This window comes from Paenibacillus montaniterrae (assembly GCF_018403185.1).
Classification (GTDB): Bacteria; Bacillota; Bacilli; order Paenibacillales; family Paenibacillaceae; genus Pristimantibacillus; species Pristimantibacillus montaniterrae.
Genome location: NZ_BOSE01000003.1, coordinates 240,286 through 255,944 on the forward strand (window position 1 = coordinate 240,286; position 15,659 = coordinate 255,944).

At 49.0% G+C, this 15,659-nt stretch carries 11 protein-coding genes; 7 read left to right on the forward strand and 4 right to left on the reverse strand.

Going from position 1 to position 15,659, the window contains the following annotated elements; genetic code table 11:
* The first annotated feature begins 215 nt into the window (after positions 1 to 215).
* On the forward strand, positions 216 to 1,337 hold the full coding sequence (locus tag KJS52_RS10150; RefSeq protein ID WP_213514648.1) for a Fic family protein: 1,122 nt from the start codon (positions 216 to 218) through the stop codon (positions 1,335 to 1,337).
* A 72-nt stretch (positions 1,338 to 1,409) separates the two neighbouring features.
* Here the strand turns inward: KJS52_RS10150 and KJS52_RS27700 are convergent, their stop codons facing one another.
* A complete protein-coding gene (locus KJS52_RS27700; RefSeq protein ID WP_281425581.1) occupies positions 1,410 to 1,544 on the reverse strand; it encodes a hypothetical protein in 135 nt (44 codons plus the stop codon).
* Between the two features lie 111 nt (positions 1,545 to 1,655).
* Between KJS52_RS27700 and KJS52_RS10155 the strand changes: the two genes are divergently transcribed.
* Positions 1,656 to 2,612 (forward strand): nicotianamine synthase family protein, encoded by a 957-nt coding sequence (locus KJS52_RS10155; RefSeq protein ID WP_213514649.1) that lies wholly within the window; start codon positions 1,656 to 1,658, stop codon positions 2,610 to 2,612.
* Positions 2,613 to 2,814: 202 nt separating this feature from the next.
* Here KJS52_RS10155 and KJS52_RS10160 read toward each other — a convergent pair whose 3' ends face one another.
* The 3 genes from KJS52_RS10160 to KJS52_RS10170 all read right to left on the reverse strand — a co-directional run bounded on the left by KJS52_RS10160 (position 2,815) and on the right by KJS52_RS10170 (position 8,518).
* Entirely contained in the window at positions 2,815 to 4,038 is a 1,224-nt protein-coding gene (locus KJS52_RS10160; RefSeq protein WP_213514650.1) for an IS110 family RNA-guided transposase, read from the reverse strand.
* 464 nt (positions 4,039 to 4,502) lie between these two features.
* Positions 4,503 to 6,200, reverse strand: coding sequence for a DUF8769 domain-containing protein (locus KJS52_RS10165; RefSeq protein WP_213514651.1), 1,698 nt, complete (start codon positions 6,198 to 6,200; stop codon positions 4,503 to 4,505).
* Positions 6,201 to 6,277: 77 nt separating this feature from the next.
* Entirely contained in the window at positions 6,278 to 8,518 is a 2,241-nt protein-coding gene (locus KJS52_RS10170) for a glycoside hydrolase family 88/105 protein (RefSeq protein ID WP_246563403.1), read from the reverse strand.
* A 276-nt stretch (positions 8,519 to 8,794) separates the two neighbouring features.
* Between KJS52_RS10170 and KJS52_RS10175 the strand changes: the two genes are divergently transcribed.
* The 5 genes from KJS52_RS10175 (at position 8,795) to iolB (ending at position 15,617) form a co-directional block, all read left to right on the forward strand.
* Complete coding sequence (locus tag KJS52_RS10175) at positions 8,795 to 9,799, forward strand: LacI family DNA-binding transcriptional regulator (protein ID WP_213514653.1); 1,005 nt, start codon at positions 8,795 to 8,797, stop codon at positions 9,797 to 9,799.
* Between the two features lie 210 nt (positions 9,800 to 10,009).
* Positions 10,010 to 11,875 (forward strand): 3D-(3,5/4)-trihydroxycyclohexane-1,2-dione acylhydrolase (decyclizing), encoded by a 1,866-nt coding sequence (iolD, locus tag KJS52_RS10180; protein ID WP_213514654.1) that lies wholly within the window; start codon positions 10,010 to 10,012, stop codon positions 11,873 to 11,875.
* A gap of 13 nt (positions 11,876 to 11,888) precedes the next feature.
* Positions 11,889 to 12,773 carry a myo-inosose-2 dehydratase gene (gene iolE / locus KJS52_RS10185; RefSeq protein ID WP_213514655.1) on the forward strand — a complete coding sequence of 295 codons (885 nt, stop codon included), beginning with the start codon at positions 11,889 to 11,891 and terminating at the stop codon, positions 12,771 to 12,773.
* Between the two features lie 66 nt (positions 12,774 to 12,839).
* Positions 12,840 to 13,853 (forward strand): inositol 2-dehydrogenase, encoded by a 1,014-nt coding sequence (gene iolG / locus KJS52_RS10190; RefSeq protein ID WP_213514656.1) that lies wholly within the window; start codon positions 12,840 to 12,842, stop codon positions 13,851 to 13,853.
* A gap of 960 nt (positions 13,854 to 14,813) precedes the next feature.
* The gene (gene iolB, locus KJS52_RS10195; protein ID WP_213514657.1) at positions 14,814 to 15,617 is read left to right on the forward strand and encodes a 5-deoxy-glucuronate isomerase; all 804 of its coding nucleotides are present in this window, start codon (positions 14,814 to 14,816) and stop codon (positions 15,615 to 15,617) included.
* Positions 15,618 to 15,659 lie beyond the last annotated feature (42 nt).

Consider the following 15,659-nt stretch of genomic DNA (forward strand, 5'->3'; position numbering starts at 1 on the left):
TTCTATCAGTTGCATCATATGATTATCACATAATGTAGCATGCTTTCGAACAGTGCTCAAGGGCTAATCTGTAAAATAATAGATATTCTGCGCCAGCTTTCGCTTCGGTTGATAGAGGATGTGAGCCATATTGGCGTTATCTTTTTTTGTGAAAATCACAATGGTTTGCGGCAAAATAGCGGCAATGGTATAATGTTATTGAGGAAGGTGATACGATGTTTACACCGAAATATTCAATAACGGATACTATTGCCCATAGACTAATGGACATACAACGCGCCAGTGCAGTAGTGGATTTACTTCCATTACCTGCATCAATCCTGGATCTTCTAAAGAAAGAATCGATGGAAAAGACGGTTATTCTTTCAACGAAGATTGAAGGGAATACGCTTGATGAAGCAACGAAGCGCAAAGCATTATATCAAACCAGTAACGACAATGAAGAACAGGAAGTTTATAACTTGATGAAAGCTTTGGAATTTCTGGATGAAGCGGAAAGAAGGCAACTTCCGGTAACTGAGGAGTTTATTAAGAAGCTGCATGCTATTATTAGAGTATCACACGGAAGAAGGCCGCGTATTAGTGAGTATCGTGAAGAGCAAAATCAAGCAGGAAGCCGCAATGCCTCCGGCTTTTATCTTCCACCAGAATGGAAAGATGTCCCTGAATTAATGGAAGACCTGGTTGCTTGGGTCAACTCACCGGAAACCTACTCGGTCCCAGTTCCGATTAAAGCGGGAATATTTATGTGGCAGTTTCTTACAATCCATCCATATATGGATGGAAATGGTCGAACTGCTCGAATGATCACAACATATCTTTTACGCCGAGGCGGGTATGGGTTGAAAGGTTTATTTGTTTTAGAAAATTTCTACGACCGCAATTTGGCGGAATATTATCGCCGCCTGCAATTAGGTCTCCATCACAATTATTATTTTGGTCGAAATGAGGCTGTATTAACGCCGTGGCTGGAATTCTTTATTGATGGTCTGGCTGAGGTATTTGAAGAGGCAGCTGCCATCGTAACAGAAAAATCTGCCCAAATGACAAAAATTGAACCAGACCTGATTCGCAAGCTGGACCCGCAGCAACGAATGGTGTTCGCCCAACTGACATTTAAACAAGATGTTCTGACGACAAGCGAAATGCGGGAGTTGCTTAGGCTATCGGACCGTTCGATAAGAGAAAAAGTAAGTCATTGGAGAGAAGAAGGATTTATTGAGCCGCGCGATCAAGACGCCAAAAGAGTTCGTTCGATTAAACTATCAGCAGAATACGAGAAGCTGGCACAAGACATACGAAACGCGCCGGATAAATTCGCTCACTTTCTTAAGTAATAGATATTTTCTGCTTCCGCGTTATATCCCATTGCTTTTTAAGCCCGATTCTCTGAGCATGGAGAATCGGGCTTAAAATCCTTCAAGTTTTACTTTACCAATAAACGAAACAACAGCAGTTACATAATAATTTTCGCTTTGCATAACCGGATCAATAGGCCCGCCGCAATTATATTCAATCAATGCTAATAGAAGCTTCCTTTTCATTTTACATTCTCCTTCAATGTGGATTACTAGAAGATGACCATCTTTATCGTTGCTTTGTACTTCTCAGTGCATCGTTGCTTTGTACTTCTCAATGCCTGTACGTCTATCTACGTGACGATTCGAATATATCTTGTAGTAGATGATGAGCATAAGGGAGGCGCTGAGTTTATGGAGGTCGATTCTACCAGTTTCGTTATAGATACAGATGTAGAAGCAGACAATCTGCGAAGAATGGATATCGTTGAGGCTGTTATTGCGTTTATTCGTGAAGCTAATGAGCTTCTGCAGCAAGAAATAGATCTGTCGCCCGCCAATCAGCGGGTTGTGGACATCGTTAGCCGTTTATCTGCTCGGCTGCGAGCCGGTTACTTTCCAGAGGAAATTGAAGCTATCCTTGACAACGAATATATCCGAATGAATCTGCGAAGCTTGCAGCATAAGCTGTCGGAGGCCGAATGCTTGGCAGAGCTGGACGCATCCCGCCGTATTTGTCAGACAAATCAGGCTGTTATTGCTGACAGATTGCCTAACTGGAACATTTACATGGAGTTAGTCGGCAAAGAGCTGACTATTTTGCGCCAGCTTTCGCTTCGGGATGGACGAGCAGATGAGGCTCCAATTGTATTTGTTGGCAGCGGCTCATTGCCGCTTAGCGCTATCATTTTGCATCTGTGCGGTAATGCGGAGGTGATTTGTGTTGAGCTTGATGCCGCTGCTTATAAGGCTTCACGCGCTTTGCTTAAATGCTTAGGCTTAAGCAACGAGATAACAGTCGTCATGATGGATGGAGCTGATTTTAATTATAGCTCGTATAAACGAATCTTTGTAGCCAGTCTTGTGCAAAACAAGGAGGCGGTGCTGGAGCAGATTAATCGAACAGCTTCCGAGCCGTTAGTTGCGGTACGCACTGCTGAGGGGATAAAGCAGATGATGTACGAATCGATTGATGAAGCACGCTTGAATAGGCAGGGGTGGACAATTGCAGCACGAACGCGGCCCGATGATCAGCTTGTTATCAATTCGACGCTGTTTCTTAAGCGAGTCGCTTGTGGTGAAAGAGGGCACTGAGCTGGTTACCTGACACTCCCACAGCAACGGGGGCTGTCCGAAAAGTAAGGCTGAAAGGCAAGCTAAAAGATGACTAGTCGCTAAGGAAGCTGGGTAACGTTATTTGTACGAAAATACCACTCCTAGTACGAAAGAAGGCGCAAAAAGGCCCCCTATGCTGGATAATTTCTTTTTGTTAAAATTATCCTCTAAGTTTGGTCAGTTATTGTATGAGTTGAACGTTGTAGCCTAATTGCTCGATTCGCTTGATCAGGGTGTTCACATTGGGTTCCTTTTTCTTGCGTACAAATCTGTCGCCCATCTCTTGGTAAGGTGTACCCGTTTGCAGCATGTGGTAAGCAATTCGGATAATCAAATGGCTGACGGCGCCTACTGCTTTTTTGTGTCCCTGTCGTTTAAGCACGCTGCGATAGAAATTGCCTAATCGCGTATCTTTGCTTCGAATCGATGCATTCGCGGCTTGATTTAAGGCTGTTTTCAAATAGTTGTTGCCTTTACCTGTCCCGGTCTTCTTTTTTTTCCCTGCACTTTCGTTTTGCCCTGGACTGACCGTCGCCCAAGAGGCTAAATGATGTTCAGTTTCGAACGCCGACATGTCAGGACCGATCTCCGCCAGAATGTCCGCCGCGCCATCCTGATTGATGCCGGGGATCGTGTCCAACAATTCGAGTTCATGTTGATACGGTTGTAAGATGAGTTGGATTTCCTGTTCCAACTCTGCGATCTCTTCTTTAAGAAAATCGTAATGCTTCATAATCCGAGCTAGCATCTTACGATGATGCTTGTTCACCCGACCGTTCATCGCTTCTACAAGCTGAGGCACTTTTTTCTTCAATTTCCCTTTTGCGATCTCTCGGACCTGCTCTTCGGTCAGTACCTCTCCGTTGATCAGCTTTTCAAGCAATGCGCGTCCGGAAACGCCGAATAAGTCCGTCACATAGGTCGTTAGCTTGATATTGGCATCTTGCAGCACCTTGTGGACCCGATTTTTTTCCGAAGTCAGCATCTGAACCAACTTCCGCCGGCGCCGCGTTAAATCCCGCGCTTCGCGAATATCTCGCGGGGGAACGAGACTGGCGGGGATCATGCCGCAACGCATCAACCGACAGATCCATTCCGCATCCTTCACATCGGTTTTGCGGCCCGGAATATTCTTGATTCGCTGCGCGTTGCCGAGCGTGATACGAAACTCCTGCTCCAGGACGTTCCAAACCGGTTTCCAGTAGACGCCGGTGCTTTCCATGGCGACATCCATGCACGCGCGCTCTGTAAGCCAGTCGGCAAGCTCCAGTAGTCCCTTCGTCGTCGTGGAGAAGGTTTGGATCTCCTTCTTGGGTCTCTGATCGAGCGGACCATACATCACACAAGCGACGACCGTCTCCTGATGAACATCCAGACCTGCACAACGTTCCATAATAGGTTCCATAAACACCATCTCCTTTCGCAACAGATCATGCAACTGGTAAAAGAAACGTATATTTGTACGCGAACCAATGGTTAAAGCAACCAAGGGTATCACACGGCGGTGCACACAATTGCAGGAAGTCGGATTTGTGAACGGGCTCAAGGCACCAAAATAACGACGACTTTTGATCTGTTGAAAAGATTCTAAACGTAGAGCCAGAACGGCGACAACTGGTATTTTCATCCCTGGTGGTGGCTGCCAGGCCATGCAGGATTTGTGACAAATGAGGCCTTTCTCCATTTTAATGAATATACAGCGTCTTAATAGACGGTTTATACTGTAGTGGATGCAGTTTTCCGTACTTAACGTTATGAATATTCTTTAAAATTTCCATTGACTCCACTCTGATTATTTAACGTTACCCAGATTCTTTAGACCTTCACTTTAACTTGCTTAGAGGCTTACAGGACAATTCCCCTCATGTTTTATTCGTATGTCAACTGAGCGCTCAGCTTGATGCGCATCGTTTGTGGGCCTTTCGTATAGTCATAGCTGTAAATGTGCTCGATTTGTCCATTGGCGAAGCTTGTGCGAGCCTGTAGTCCATCATCATCAAGCGTTAGCGTTAAGCCCGGCAGCTTCCATACGCCTTGCTCATAGCTTGCTTGCTCAAGCTGCGGCCCGCTTATTTGGAAAAACACCTCAAGATTATGATCGGCCGACAGCTGGACGGAAATGCTCATGTCCCGCTTATCGACAACCGCATCGTATAAAATGCCGCGATAATGCGTGCTCCAATGTCCGCCCGGCTCGCGGCGCAGCAAGCGCAAATAATATTTTTCGCCGTGTTCATTTTGCCAATGAATTGTAGCGGGATGCAGCTGGCCGCTCGTATTTTGACTGCCAGATAGTGCTCCCAGCATCATATTCCTTTCGATCCATGAGCTCGCCTTGCACAAATGCCTTGTATTCCCGGGCTCATGCCGCTCGCAAAGCTCCTTGAACTGCTGCTTGACAAAGCGGTTTTCCGTATGAGACCTGAAGCTGTCGATCACATCCTCCGGAATGGCTACCTCCAGTAGAGCGATCAGCGTATCATGCGAGGTTTCGCAGTTTTCTCCTGCCAAATGCACATAGTCCTCGCCCAATGCCAAATATAAAAACACACCAATCGAGCTGTGCTCGACAAGCTCCATTTCATAAGCGCGCGAGAAGGGACCGGCCATATTTTCCATATTGGCATTGTAGTACTGGGCAATCGTGCGCCACAGCTGCGCTTCGACCTCTTCGCCAAACTGCTTCATTTCCTGAAGCTTGCTGAACTTGCGAATCAGGCCAAGCACGCTTAAATCAACGCCATAATAGGTGGCGGAGTTGAACTCTGCGAAGGTGCCAAATTCACGGAAATCTTGCAAAAACGCCTCCATCTCGCGCTTCGCATGCTCAATCCACTGCTCGTGTTGATAACGATCGGCGAAGTAGTCGGCAATAAATAAATGCATCAGCTCGATATTGGTGTTCATCGGAATCGCATCGGACAAGCGTCTGTCGATCGAGCCTTGCACAGTTCTTTTCATCGCCTGATCAATACGGGCGACAAGCTCGGCAGGCAGCTTCGCCTCGAACAGCTCGAGGACGACAGCAAAGGTGCTGGCAATAAATTCGCGCCAGTTGGGATCATAGCTTTTCCAAACCGGAGGGATAACCTGATCAAACACCTTCGTTAATTTTGCCCGTATTGCTCTGCGTTCTTGATCAGAGGCAGCGGCATACTCGTCTTGCTTCAGCCATGCTCTAGTGAATTTGTCAAAGGTATCGTTAAGGAAGTAGGTCACACCGCTTCCAAATTTTTTCCACGGATAATTTCCGCTTGGCGGCAATGCAGCCTGCGGCGATGTCCGAAAGGTGCCGTAGTAAATTTCCTCGGGATCGACAAACTGCAGCTCCAGCACGGCGTCGATGAGCTGGCATGCCCGCTCAAGATCGCCTGGCTCGTCGCGCAGCAGCAGTCCAAGCGCGTAGTGGGCGCTGCCTCTTGTGGAATGGACTTCCTCGTCTGTTTCGCGGTTGCTGCCGCTGCCGATTAATTGCATCACCGGATCATACAGCCGATCCAAGCCGCTCATCGCTTGCTTGAGCACGTAGCGTTGCTGCTCATTTAGTTGCTCGATCGTTATAGACATAGTCTCAAATTCTCCTTTACAACAGTAGAATAATAAGCTAATATCCAGCAGCGTGCTGGCTGTGGATGCTGCTTGCGTTACAGGCTGGATTGGCTCGTGGCGGTCGGGCTGCTGGCTGTGCGCATTTGCTCGACCTCTACGCCTGCCAGCATCATAATGCCGATGCCGTGATTGTCATTGACGACTGTTCTTAGGTCGTACATATAGTAGTCCGGTGCAAACGAATATCTGGAGCCGCTGCAAACGCCAAATACATGCCCCTGCCGATTAATCGCATGCTTGGTCAAGCCCTGCCAGCCGCGCTCGACGACTGCCTCGAAATGCGTCCGCTGCTGAAGCCAGCCAAAGCGAATGCCCCGCGCCAGACCGTACACAAACATCGCCGTACAGGATGCTTCCTCGTAGCTGTCCGGCTCATTTATGACTTGCCGCCATAAGCCGCTGTCGCTTTGGAAGGAGGCGATGCCCTCTGCAAATTGCTGATAGAAGTCCAGCAGCTCCTCATGCAATGGATGCGCCTGCGGCAGTCTTTCCAAAAGCTCGGACAAGGAAAACAGCACCCATCCATTGCCGCGCCCCCATGGCACGCTTGTGGCACGATCATATTTGAAATCGTACACATGCGACATCAGACGCTGATCCTCCATGAACAAATATTTCTTATACAGCACAAACTGTTTTGCTGCCTCATGCAGCGCTTCTTCTTGGTGAAACAGCTCTGCGTAGCGGATTAGAAACGGCGTGCTCATATACAGATCATCCGCCCACATCGTATTGGCGGAATACTCGCCTTCGCATACGCGGTAGAAGGCGCCGTCCGCTTTTCTTTCCAGCTTGTTCAACATAAAGTCGGCGATCACTTCGGCAATTTGAGCAAAGCGTTGGTCGTTCGTGATCGAATACGCCTCAAGCATTGCCGAGCCGAAGGAGCCGCAGTTGTCGAGCATTTTAATTAGCACCAGCTGATGATTAATTGCAGGGAAGCCGTATTGCGCATAGTCCCATACGGAATAGTCGTACCAATCGGTGCAGCTTGTAATATGCTTGAGCGCATACTCGATCATATCGCTGCGCTGCAGCTGCTTGCCGCTGCGGAGCAGGCCATACATCGTCACGCCGAGCGGATAGTCCCACCGTCCAAAGTTGCTCATGCTGCCTACCGTCCATTTATTGCTTAGCATCGCATTTTCGTAATAAGGACGAACGACGAAAGCCGGGGCGTCAAGCTGCCAATACAGCTGCTTATCCTGCTGCTTCAGCAATGCATGTGCAGCGAACGTCTCGCTTTGTGCTTCGGGAGCAGCCTGGTCAAGCGGCCCTGCGTAAATCCACGGCTCGCTATAGCCGTGCACATTAAGCGATGCCTGCAGCCTCAGCTCCGAGCCATTGACGCTGAAGGCGAGTTGGAATCCCCAGTGCTGCCCGCCGCTTGCGCTCCAAACCTTAATATGCGGTTTGCGTCTGCTGCCCAGCGGAACATGCTGTATGTAGCTGCCGGCCTGCGATGTGTGGAAAATCAACTGCTCATCAAGCCATACCATAGTTGCGCCATAGGTTTGCAGTGACATAACCATCGTTTCTGCATCGCCTGCCGTCATATCCAGCACCGTGCGCGCATAGGCCGCCGCTTCAGCCTGAAAGCCGAATATTCGCTGCAAATTAGGCAAGGCCAGCTCTTGCTCGCTCCAGCAAGCGCGCGGATACCAGCTTAGCTCGGTTAAGCTTTCATCTTTAGTCCAGTCAGGAAAGAGCTGCTGCTGCTCGCCGTAGACTGGCTGTGCGAGCGGCTCTGAATAAATCCAGCCAGCCTGGCCGCTCCGATTGGCAAAGGGCGACAGCACCTGCAAAATACGCACCTTGCCTTCCTCTGCTCCAAAGCGGCAGCCAAAGCCTGCGGGTGTTTTGCGAGCCTCGATCATAAGCACATTCCAGCCTTTTTCGAATAATAGCGGAATGGCGACTCGTCCGTCTGGCTTGAGCTCCTCAATTACAGCTGAGTGATACAGCCTTTGCTCGTTCAAATAGAGTGAGATTGGACCAAGCGGCTCCATCACCCCATCAATTGAGCGCTGCTCATCACTCCATACCAAAGCCATCGCATAAGCATAGGAGCCGTTCGGGCTAGCTGAGTAGATGTCGCCAAAATCTAGCAAATAGAGGCCTTCACTATTTTGCATTATACCTGCAGCCGAAAACGCGCGATGAATGAAGGGGAGCGGCGGGTTAGCGCCGATATATCGATTAGCGACAAGCTCAAGCACCTGCTGAGTATCTTCACCAAAGCTGTAATGAGCACTTTCTTTCGCAGAAAAATCCAATGCGGACACACACCTTTCAGCGTCATATATAGAGATTAAAGCTTCAAATAGCATACAACAGAGTTAAGCGCTTACCTTTTCATTGTAGAAGCTAACCGCTTGTTATGCAATACATAATTTCATTCGGCCGAAAAATCAGTTATGATTATGAGTAATGGGTTAATCGCAAGCAGGCTAATCGCAAGTACGATAACACTAGCTTTCGAAGTGCTTTTTATGTACAGGGAAGCTGAATCAGAATCAGAAGTACCATAAAAAGTTGTAGGAGTTAAGCAAATGAAAATAACGATATATGATGTGGCAGAGAAAGCGGGGGTTTCCATCGCGACTGTGTCCAAGGTCATCAATAATACCGGACGGATTAGTGAGAAAACAAGGAAAAAAGTGATGCAAATCATGGACGAGCTGGAGTATCAGCCAAGCGTTGTCGCTTCAGCGCTGTCAGGGAAAAGCACCTTTACCCTCGGCTTAACCTTGCCAGACCTGGCCAACCCTTATTTTGCCGAGCTGGCAAGAGCGATTGAGGATCAAGGACGGAAGCATGGCTTTAATGTATTTATTTGCAGCACCGACAATGATGCTGACAAGGAAGAGGAATATTATCAGCTGTTTATGAAGAAGCGGGTTGACGGCATTATTATGGTGTCGCGCGACAAGCAAAACGTAGTCGTTAAAAAAATATTAAGCGAAAAAGTACCGCTTGTTATGATCGCCAGAGAAATTTTTTCCGCTCCGGTTACATCGGTGATGGTCGATGACTATTATGGCGGAATGCAGGCAGGTCAGCATTTGCTGCAGCAAGGGCATCAAAATATTGCCGTAATTGTAGAAAATTTAACGGAGCTGGGGAGTAAGGAACGGCTGCGCGGATGTGTTGATGCGATGAAGGAAGCACAGCTGGAGCTCGATCCGCAGCTTGTAATCGAGGGCGGCTATACGCTGGAAAGCGGCAAGGCGGCAATGAAGCAGCTGCTGCAGCAAAAGCAGCGGCCGACCGCTGTATTTGCCTGCAATGACATTCTTGCGATTGGCGCGATCCAGGCTGTGCGGGAAGGTGGGCTTAAAGTGCCAGACGATATTTCAATTGTCGGCTATGACAATACGATATTGGCAACGATCATCGACCCGCCGCTCACTACAGTAGCGCAGCCGATGCAGGAAATCGGGGAGCGCTCCGTCGCGCTGCTCGTACAGCAAATTCAAAGCAAGGAAACGGTTAGGCAGCGCGTTCTGCTAATGCCCGATCTGGTTGTGCGTCAGTCAACGCGTACGATCAAATAACATCATAAGCTTGCTCATCTAAACTATTTTTCCGTAATGCAATCCAATCGCCAGCATTGGCATAGCGCAAACGGGAAAATAGTTTTTTTAGTTGACAATGCTCAAAATATCGGTATAATTCGCATTATAAGGTAAGCGCTTAACCTATTCTTTCGTTGACAAACAGCTTTCTTTGAGCAATAAGAAGAGTAATGAATGCGAGGTGCTACGATGGAAACAATTCGTTTGACGATGGCCCAGGCGTTAATTCGCTTTCTAGACCAGCAATATGTTGAGCTGGATGGGGTGGAAAGCAAGTTTTTTCAAGGTGTGATGGGAATTTTCGGTCACGGCAATGTGACGGGCATAGGTCAGGCGCTGGAGCAAAGCCGAGACGGCCTGCATTTCATTCAAGGCAAAAATGAGCAAGGCATGGCTCATGCCGCAATTGCCTTCGCCAAGCAAAAAAACCGCTTGGCTGCTTATGCCTGCACCTCCTCGATTGGACCTGGGGCATTGAACATGGTGACGGCAGCCGGAGTGGCTACCGTGAACCGCATTCCGCTGCTGCTGCTGCCAGGCGATATATTTGCCAGCCGCTTGCCGGACCCGGTATTGCAGCAGATCGAATATCCGATGGATTATACCGTTTCTGCCAACGATGCCTTCAAGCCAGTCAGCAAGTTTTGGGATCGCATCAGCCGACCGGAGCAGCTTGTCCCTTCTGCGCTGCATGCAATGCGAGTGCTGACCGATCCGGCGGAAACAGGCGCAGTAACCTTGAGCTTGCCGCAGGATGTGCAGTGCGAAGCCTACGACTATCCGGCCTCCTTTTTTGCAAAACGCGTGCACCGCATTGAACGGCGGCAGCCTTCAGAGTCCTCCATAAGCGAAGCCGCACAGCTTATTGCAGCTGCCAGATACCCGCTCATTATTGCAGGCGGCGGCGTTCACTATTCCTATGCGCTGCAGGAGCTGCAGCAGCTGGCAGAAGCGTGCCAAATTCCTGTTACGGAAACACAGGCCGGCAAAAGCTCCATGTCGTGGCAGCATCCACTATCCTTTGGCGGCATAGGAGTAACAGGAACCGAGCCTGCCAATCAGCTTGCAGCCGAAGCGGATCTTGTCATTGCAGTTGGTACAAGACTTTCCGATTTTTCTACAGCCTCGAAAACGGCCTTTAAAAACCCCGATGCCAAATTCGTCAATATTAATATTTCAGGCCTCGACGCCTATAAAACGAGCGGCGGCGGGCGGATAATCGCAGATGCAAAGTTGGCGCTGTCTCAGCTTTCAATGCAGTTGAAAGCGATTTCCTATCAATCCTCCTATTCTGCCGAGCAGCTGCAGAAGCTGAAGCAGGCGTGGGATGCTGAAGTGGATCGACTTTATGATGCCGAATCAATGCACGGTTTGGTGCAAACGAGTGTGCTTGGCGAGATTAATCGTTTTATAGGCGAGCAGGATATTGTCGTATGCGCGGCGGGCAGCATGCCAGGCGATTTGCATCGGATGTGGCGAACGACTCAGCCTAAAACCTATCATATGGAGTACGGCTTTTCCTGCATGGGCTATGAGGTTAGCGGTGCTTTTGGCGTTAAGCTGGCGGAGCCTGAGCGAGAGGTGTATGCGCTGGTCGGTGACGGCAGCTACCTGATGCTTCATTCCGAGCTGCTGACCAGTCTGCAGGAAGGAATGAAGATAACGATTTTACTGCTCGATAATCACGGCTATCAATGTATTCATAATTTGCAGCGAGAGCATGGCAGCGGCAGCTTTGGCAACGAATTTAGAGTGCGAGACGAGCAGGGGCAGCTAGCGGGCGAATATTTGCCAATTGATTTTGCCGCGCATGCCAGAAGCATGGGCGCTAACGCCTATACCGCAACGACCAGGGAGCAGCTGAGAGAAGCGCTGGCTCGCGCCAAGCAGCATGCGACGACAACGTTGATTTCGATTCCGGTGCTGCCTGGCACGAACACATCCGGCTATCAATCCTGGTGGCAGGTAGGCGTAGCCGAGGTTTCCACGCAGCCGACTGTTCAGGCGGCCTATGCAAGCTATCAAAAAAATGTACAGCAAATAAAACAGCTGTAGACGGGAGGTCTGTATGGCGATTTCATTAGGGATTTCAGCGATTAATTGGGTGAATGAAGATATTTTGGCTTTAGGCGATCATTATACAGCTGAAGAAGTGCTGGCGGATATGTCGGGACTTGGCTTTGCCGGAACGGAGTTTTGCCGCAAATTTCCCAAGGATGCTCCATCCTTGCAGGCATTGCTTGCCAACTACAATATGGTGCTGAGCTCGCAGTGGAATTCTGTTCATTTTAGCGATGCCGCACGAAAGGAAGCCGAGCTGGAAAAGTATAAGCGCCGCGTTGATTTTTTGGCTGAAATGGGCTGCAAGCATGTCGTTACCTGCGAAAGCGGCAACACCTTTGAGGATTTAACGCAGAACAAAGTAAGTATTGAGGAGCTAAACGAGGAGCAGTGGGCGTCCTTAATAGACGGTTTGCATCGTGCTGGACAGTACTGCAACGATAAAGGGATGAAGCTTGTCTATCACTATCATGGCGAAACGGTGATCGAAAAGCCGGCGCAAATTGATCGGTTAATGGCCTCGACGGATGCTAGGCTCGTTCATTTGCTATATGACACCGGCCATGCCTATTACGGCGGCTATGATCCATTGGAGCTGCTGAATAAATACTATGATCGTATCGCCTATATCCATTTGAAGGATATTCGCAAGGCGCAGCTGGAGCAGTTGCTAGAGTCGGGGCTGCGCTTTAGAACAGGCGTGCAAAATGGCGTATTCACCGTGCCTGGCGACGGATGCATCGATTTTGCTCCAATTGTGCAGCAATTGCTTGCTCGCAAGTACGATGGCTGGATCATTATTGAGGCTGAACAGGATCCGGATGTAGCCAATCCTGTCGAGTATGCGGCTAAGGCATTGCGATATTTGCAGACGATTGGGCTGCCGGTTTAACGGATGCCAAGCATCAAGAGCGGTGACAGAAGCGGCTGAAATTTTAAGACAGAGAGAGGGCTGCGTATGAGCAGGATAGGAATTGGGATAGTTGGTGCAGGCAGAATAGGAAAGCTGCATGCGGAAAATATGATTAAGCACCCGGACATCGAGCTGATTGGGGTGTCGGATGTACAGCTCAATGAAGCGCTGCTTCGCTGGAGCAAGCCTTTTAATCTTTCGATCGTGACCGACAGCTATTTGCAATTAATTGAGGATGAGCGCGTAGATGCGATCTTTATTTGCTCCCCAACCAATACACATATTGACATCATTAGAGCAGCGGCAGCCGCCGGGAAGCATATATTTTGCGAAAAGCCAATCAGCTTTCACTATGAGGAGACGAAGCAAGTGCTGCAGCTTGTGCAGGAAGCGGGCATTATCTTTCAAGTAGGCTTTAATCGAAGATTTGACCATAATTTCAGCAAGGTCCGTGCGCTGGTCGATGCAGACAAAATTGGTGAGCCGCATATCATTAAAATTACTTCACGCGACCCGGCTCCTCCCCCGGCAAGCTATATTGCAGCCTCGGGCGGAATGTTTATGGATATGAGCATTCATGATTTTGATATGGCTCGTTTTCTGGCAGGCAGCGAGGTAGAAACAGTATTTGCCGAAGGAACGGTTTTGGTCGACCCGGCTATTGGCGAGCTGGGCGACATCGATACAGCGATTGTGACGCTGCGTTTTACCAACGGCGCCCTGGGCGTCATTGACAACAGCCGCCGAGCTGCTTATGGCTATGACCAAAGAGTTGAAATATTAGGAGCCAAGGGAAGCATCGGCGTAGAAAATGATTTGCCGACTACTGTGAAAATCAGCACAGAGGAAGCGATCGTAACCGATCATCCGCAATACTTTTTCCTTGATCGCTATATGGCGTCCTATAAAGCAGAGCTGGAGCATTTTATAGAATGCGTAAGCAACGGCGCCGCACCGAGCGTATCGGTTTTCGATGGCTACCAGGCAGAACGCATCGCTTGTGCAGCTAGGCGGTCGCTTGGCGAACACAGAATAGTACACATGGAAGAGGTTGTTTAAAAATTGAACTTTGATGACGATGCGGCTTCTTTGTAGCCTAGTCGACGGCGAATCTTGAACGCTAGCGAAAATTCCGGTGCTCACGTAGCAAGTGCCTACGCTGCGCTCCTCATTTTCTACTAGCGTCCAAGCTTCTTGGTCCTGAAAGCCCAATTTTTAAACTTCTATTTGGAAGAGGTAGTTTAAAAATTGGACATTGATGACGATGCGTTGCTTGTAGCATAGTCGGCGTCGAATCTTGAACGCTAGCGAAAATTCCGGTGCTCACGTAGCAAGTGCCTACGCTGCGCTCCTCATTTTCTACTAGCGTCCAAGCTTCTTGGTCCTGAAAGCCCAATTTTTAAACTTCTATTTGGAAGAGGTAGTTTAAAAATTGGACATTGATGACGATGAGATGGCGTTGTAGCGGAGTCGGTGGCGAATCTTGAACGCTAGCGAAGGCTTATGCTTCCGATGTATGTTCCCACGGAAACATTTTAGGTGCTCACGTAGCAAGTGCCTACGCTGCGCTCCTCGCTTTCTGCTATCGTGCCATCTTCTTGGACCTGCACTCAAAAAAACTACAGCGGAGGAGCAAAGCATCCGAAAACGAAGAGAGTCGCCTTTAACATCGTAATGCAACCTTAAAAATTCAAATAAGAAAGCATTACGATTTAAAAAGCGACTGAAGGATGCTTAGCTCCGGAGCGCTGCTGCTGCTTTCGCTTCGAAGAGCACTCAACAGAAAAAAAGCTACAGCGGAGGAGCAAAGCATCCGAAAAACGAAGAGAGTCGCCTTTAACATCGTAAAGCAACCATAAAAATTCAAATAAGAGCATTACGATTTAAAAAGCGACTGAAGGATGCTTAGCTCCGGAGCGCTGATTTAAAAAGCGACTGGAGGATGCATTGCTCCGGAGCGCTGATTTAAAAAGCGACTGGAGGATGCATTGCTCCGGAGCGCTGAAGGAGGTTAATAGAATGAGTCATTTAAAAGTTTCGCCGCAGTATGATGCTGAAACTGGTCAGTTGATCAAGATTACACCGCAGTCGGCTGGCTGGAAGTATGTTGGCTTTGAGGTGGTGCAGCTGCGTCAGGGTCAGTCTACGGTACAGGAAACGCTCGATAATGAGGTGGCTGTTGTTGTTTTATCCGGCATTGTTACGCTTAAAACGAAGGCTGCGACGTGGAACAACATCGGTCAGCGCATGAGTGTGTTTGAGAAAATTGCGCCTTACACTGTTTATGTCCCGGCGCAGGATCGGATTGAAATAGCAGCGGAAACTGAGGCAGAGCTTGCATTTTGCAAGGCTCCTGGCGGGGGCGGTCTGCCTGCGCGCTTAATTGCGCCGACCGATGTTGGCGTTGAGGTTCGCGGCAAAGGCAATATGGAGCGGCTGATTCATAATATTTTGCCTGAATCACAGCCAGCCGACAGCCTGCTGGTCGTAGAGGTATTTACACCGCAAGGCCACTGGTCCAGCTATCCGCCGCATAAGCATGATCAGTTGAATTTGCCCGAGGAGTCGCTGCTGGAAGAAACCTACTATCATAAAATTTCGCCAGACAAAGGCTTTGCGATCCAGCGGGTATATACGGATGATCGCTCGCTGGACGAGACGATTGTTGTAGGGCATAACGATGTCGTGCTCGTGCCGAAGGGCTATCATCCTGTCGGCGCGCCTCCTGGTTATGAGGTCTATTATTTGAATGTGATGGCAGGGCCGGTGCGCAGCTGGAAATTTAAAAATGACAAGGACCACGCATGGCTGTTTGGACGTTAACGTTCAATGAAGGTTGAATATGAAAAGATTGAGGTGAGAGGA

Bases quoted from the DNA above. Each gene is read 5' to 3' on its own strand.
- iolB (WP_213514657.1), top strand. From the start codon at position 14,814: ATGAGTCATTTAAAAGTTTCGCCGCAGTATGATGCTGAAACTGGTCAG.
- KJS52_RS10165 (WP_213514651.1), bottom strand. From the start codon at position 6,200: ATGTCTATAACGATCGAGCAACTAAATGAGCAGCAACGCTACGTGCTC.
- KJS52_RS10160 (WP_213514650.1), bottom strand. From the start codon at position 4,038: ATGGAACCTATTATGGAACGTTGTGCAGGTCTGGATGTTCATCAGGAG.
- KJS52_RS10175 (WP_213514653.1), top strand. From the start codon at position 8,795: ATGAAAATAACGATATATGATGTGGCAGAGAAAGCGGGGGTTTCCATC.
- KJS52_RS10150 (WP_213514648.1), top strand. From the start codon at position 216: ATGTTTACACCGAAATATTCAATAACGGATACTATTGCCCATAGACTA.
- iolD (WP_213514654.1), top strand. From the start codon at position 10,010: ATGGAAACAATTCGTTTGACGATGGCCCAGGCGTTAATTCGCTTTCTA.
- iolG (WP_213514656.1), top strand. From the start codon at position 12,840: ATGAGCAGGATAGGAATTGGGATAGTTGGTGCAGGCAGAATAGGAAAG.
- KJS52_RS27700 (WP_281425581.1), bottom strand. From the start codon at position 1,544: ATGAAAAGGAAGCTTCTATTAGCATTGATTGAATATAATTGCGGCGGG.
- iolE (WP_213514655.1), top strand. From the start codon at position 11,889: ATGGCGATTTCATTAGGGATTTCAGCGATTAATTGGGTGAATGAAGAT.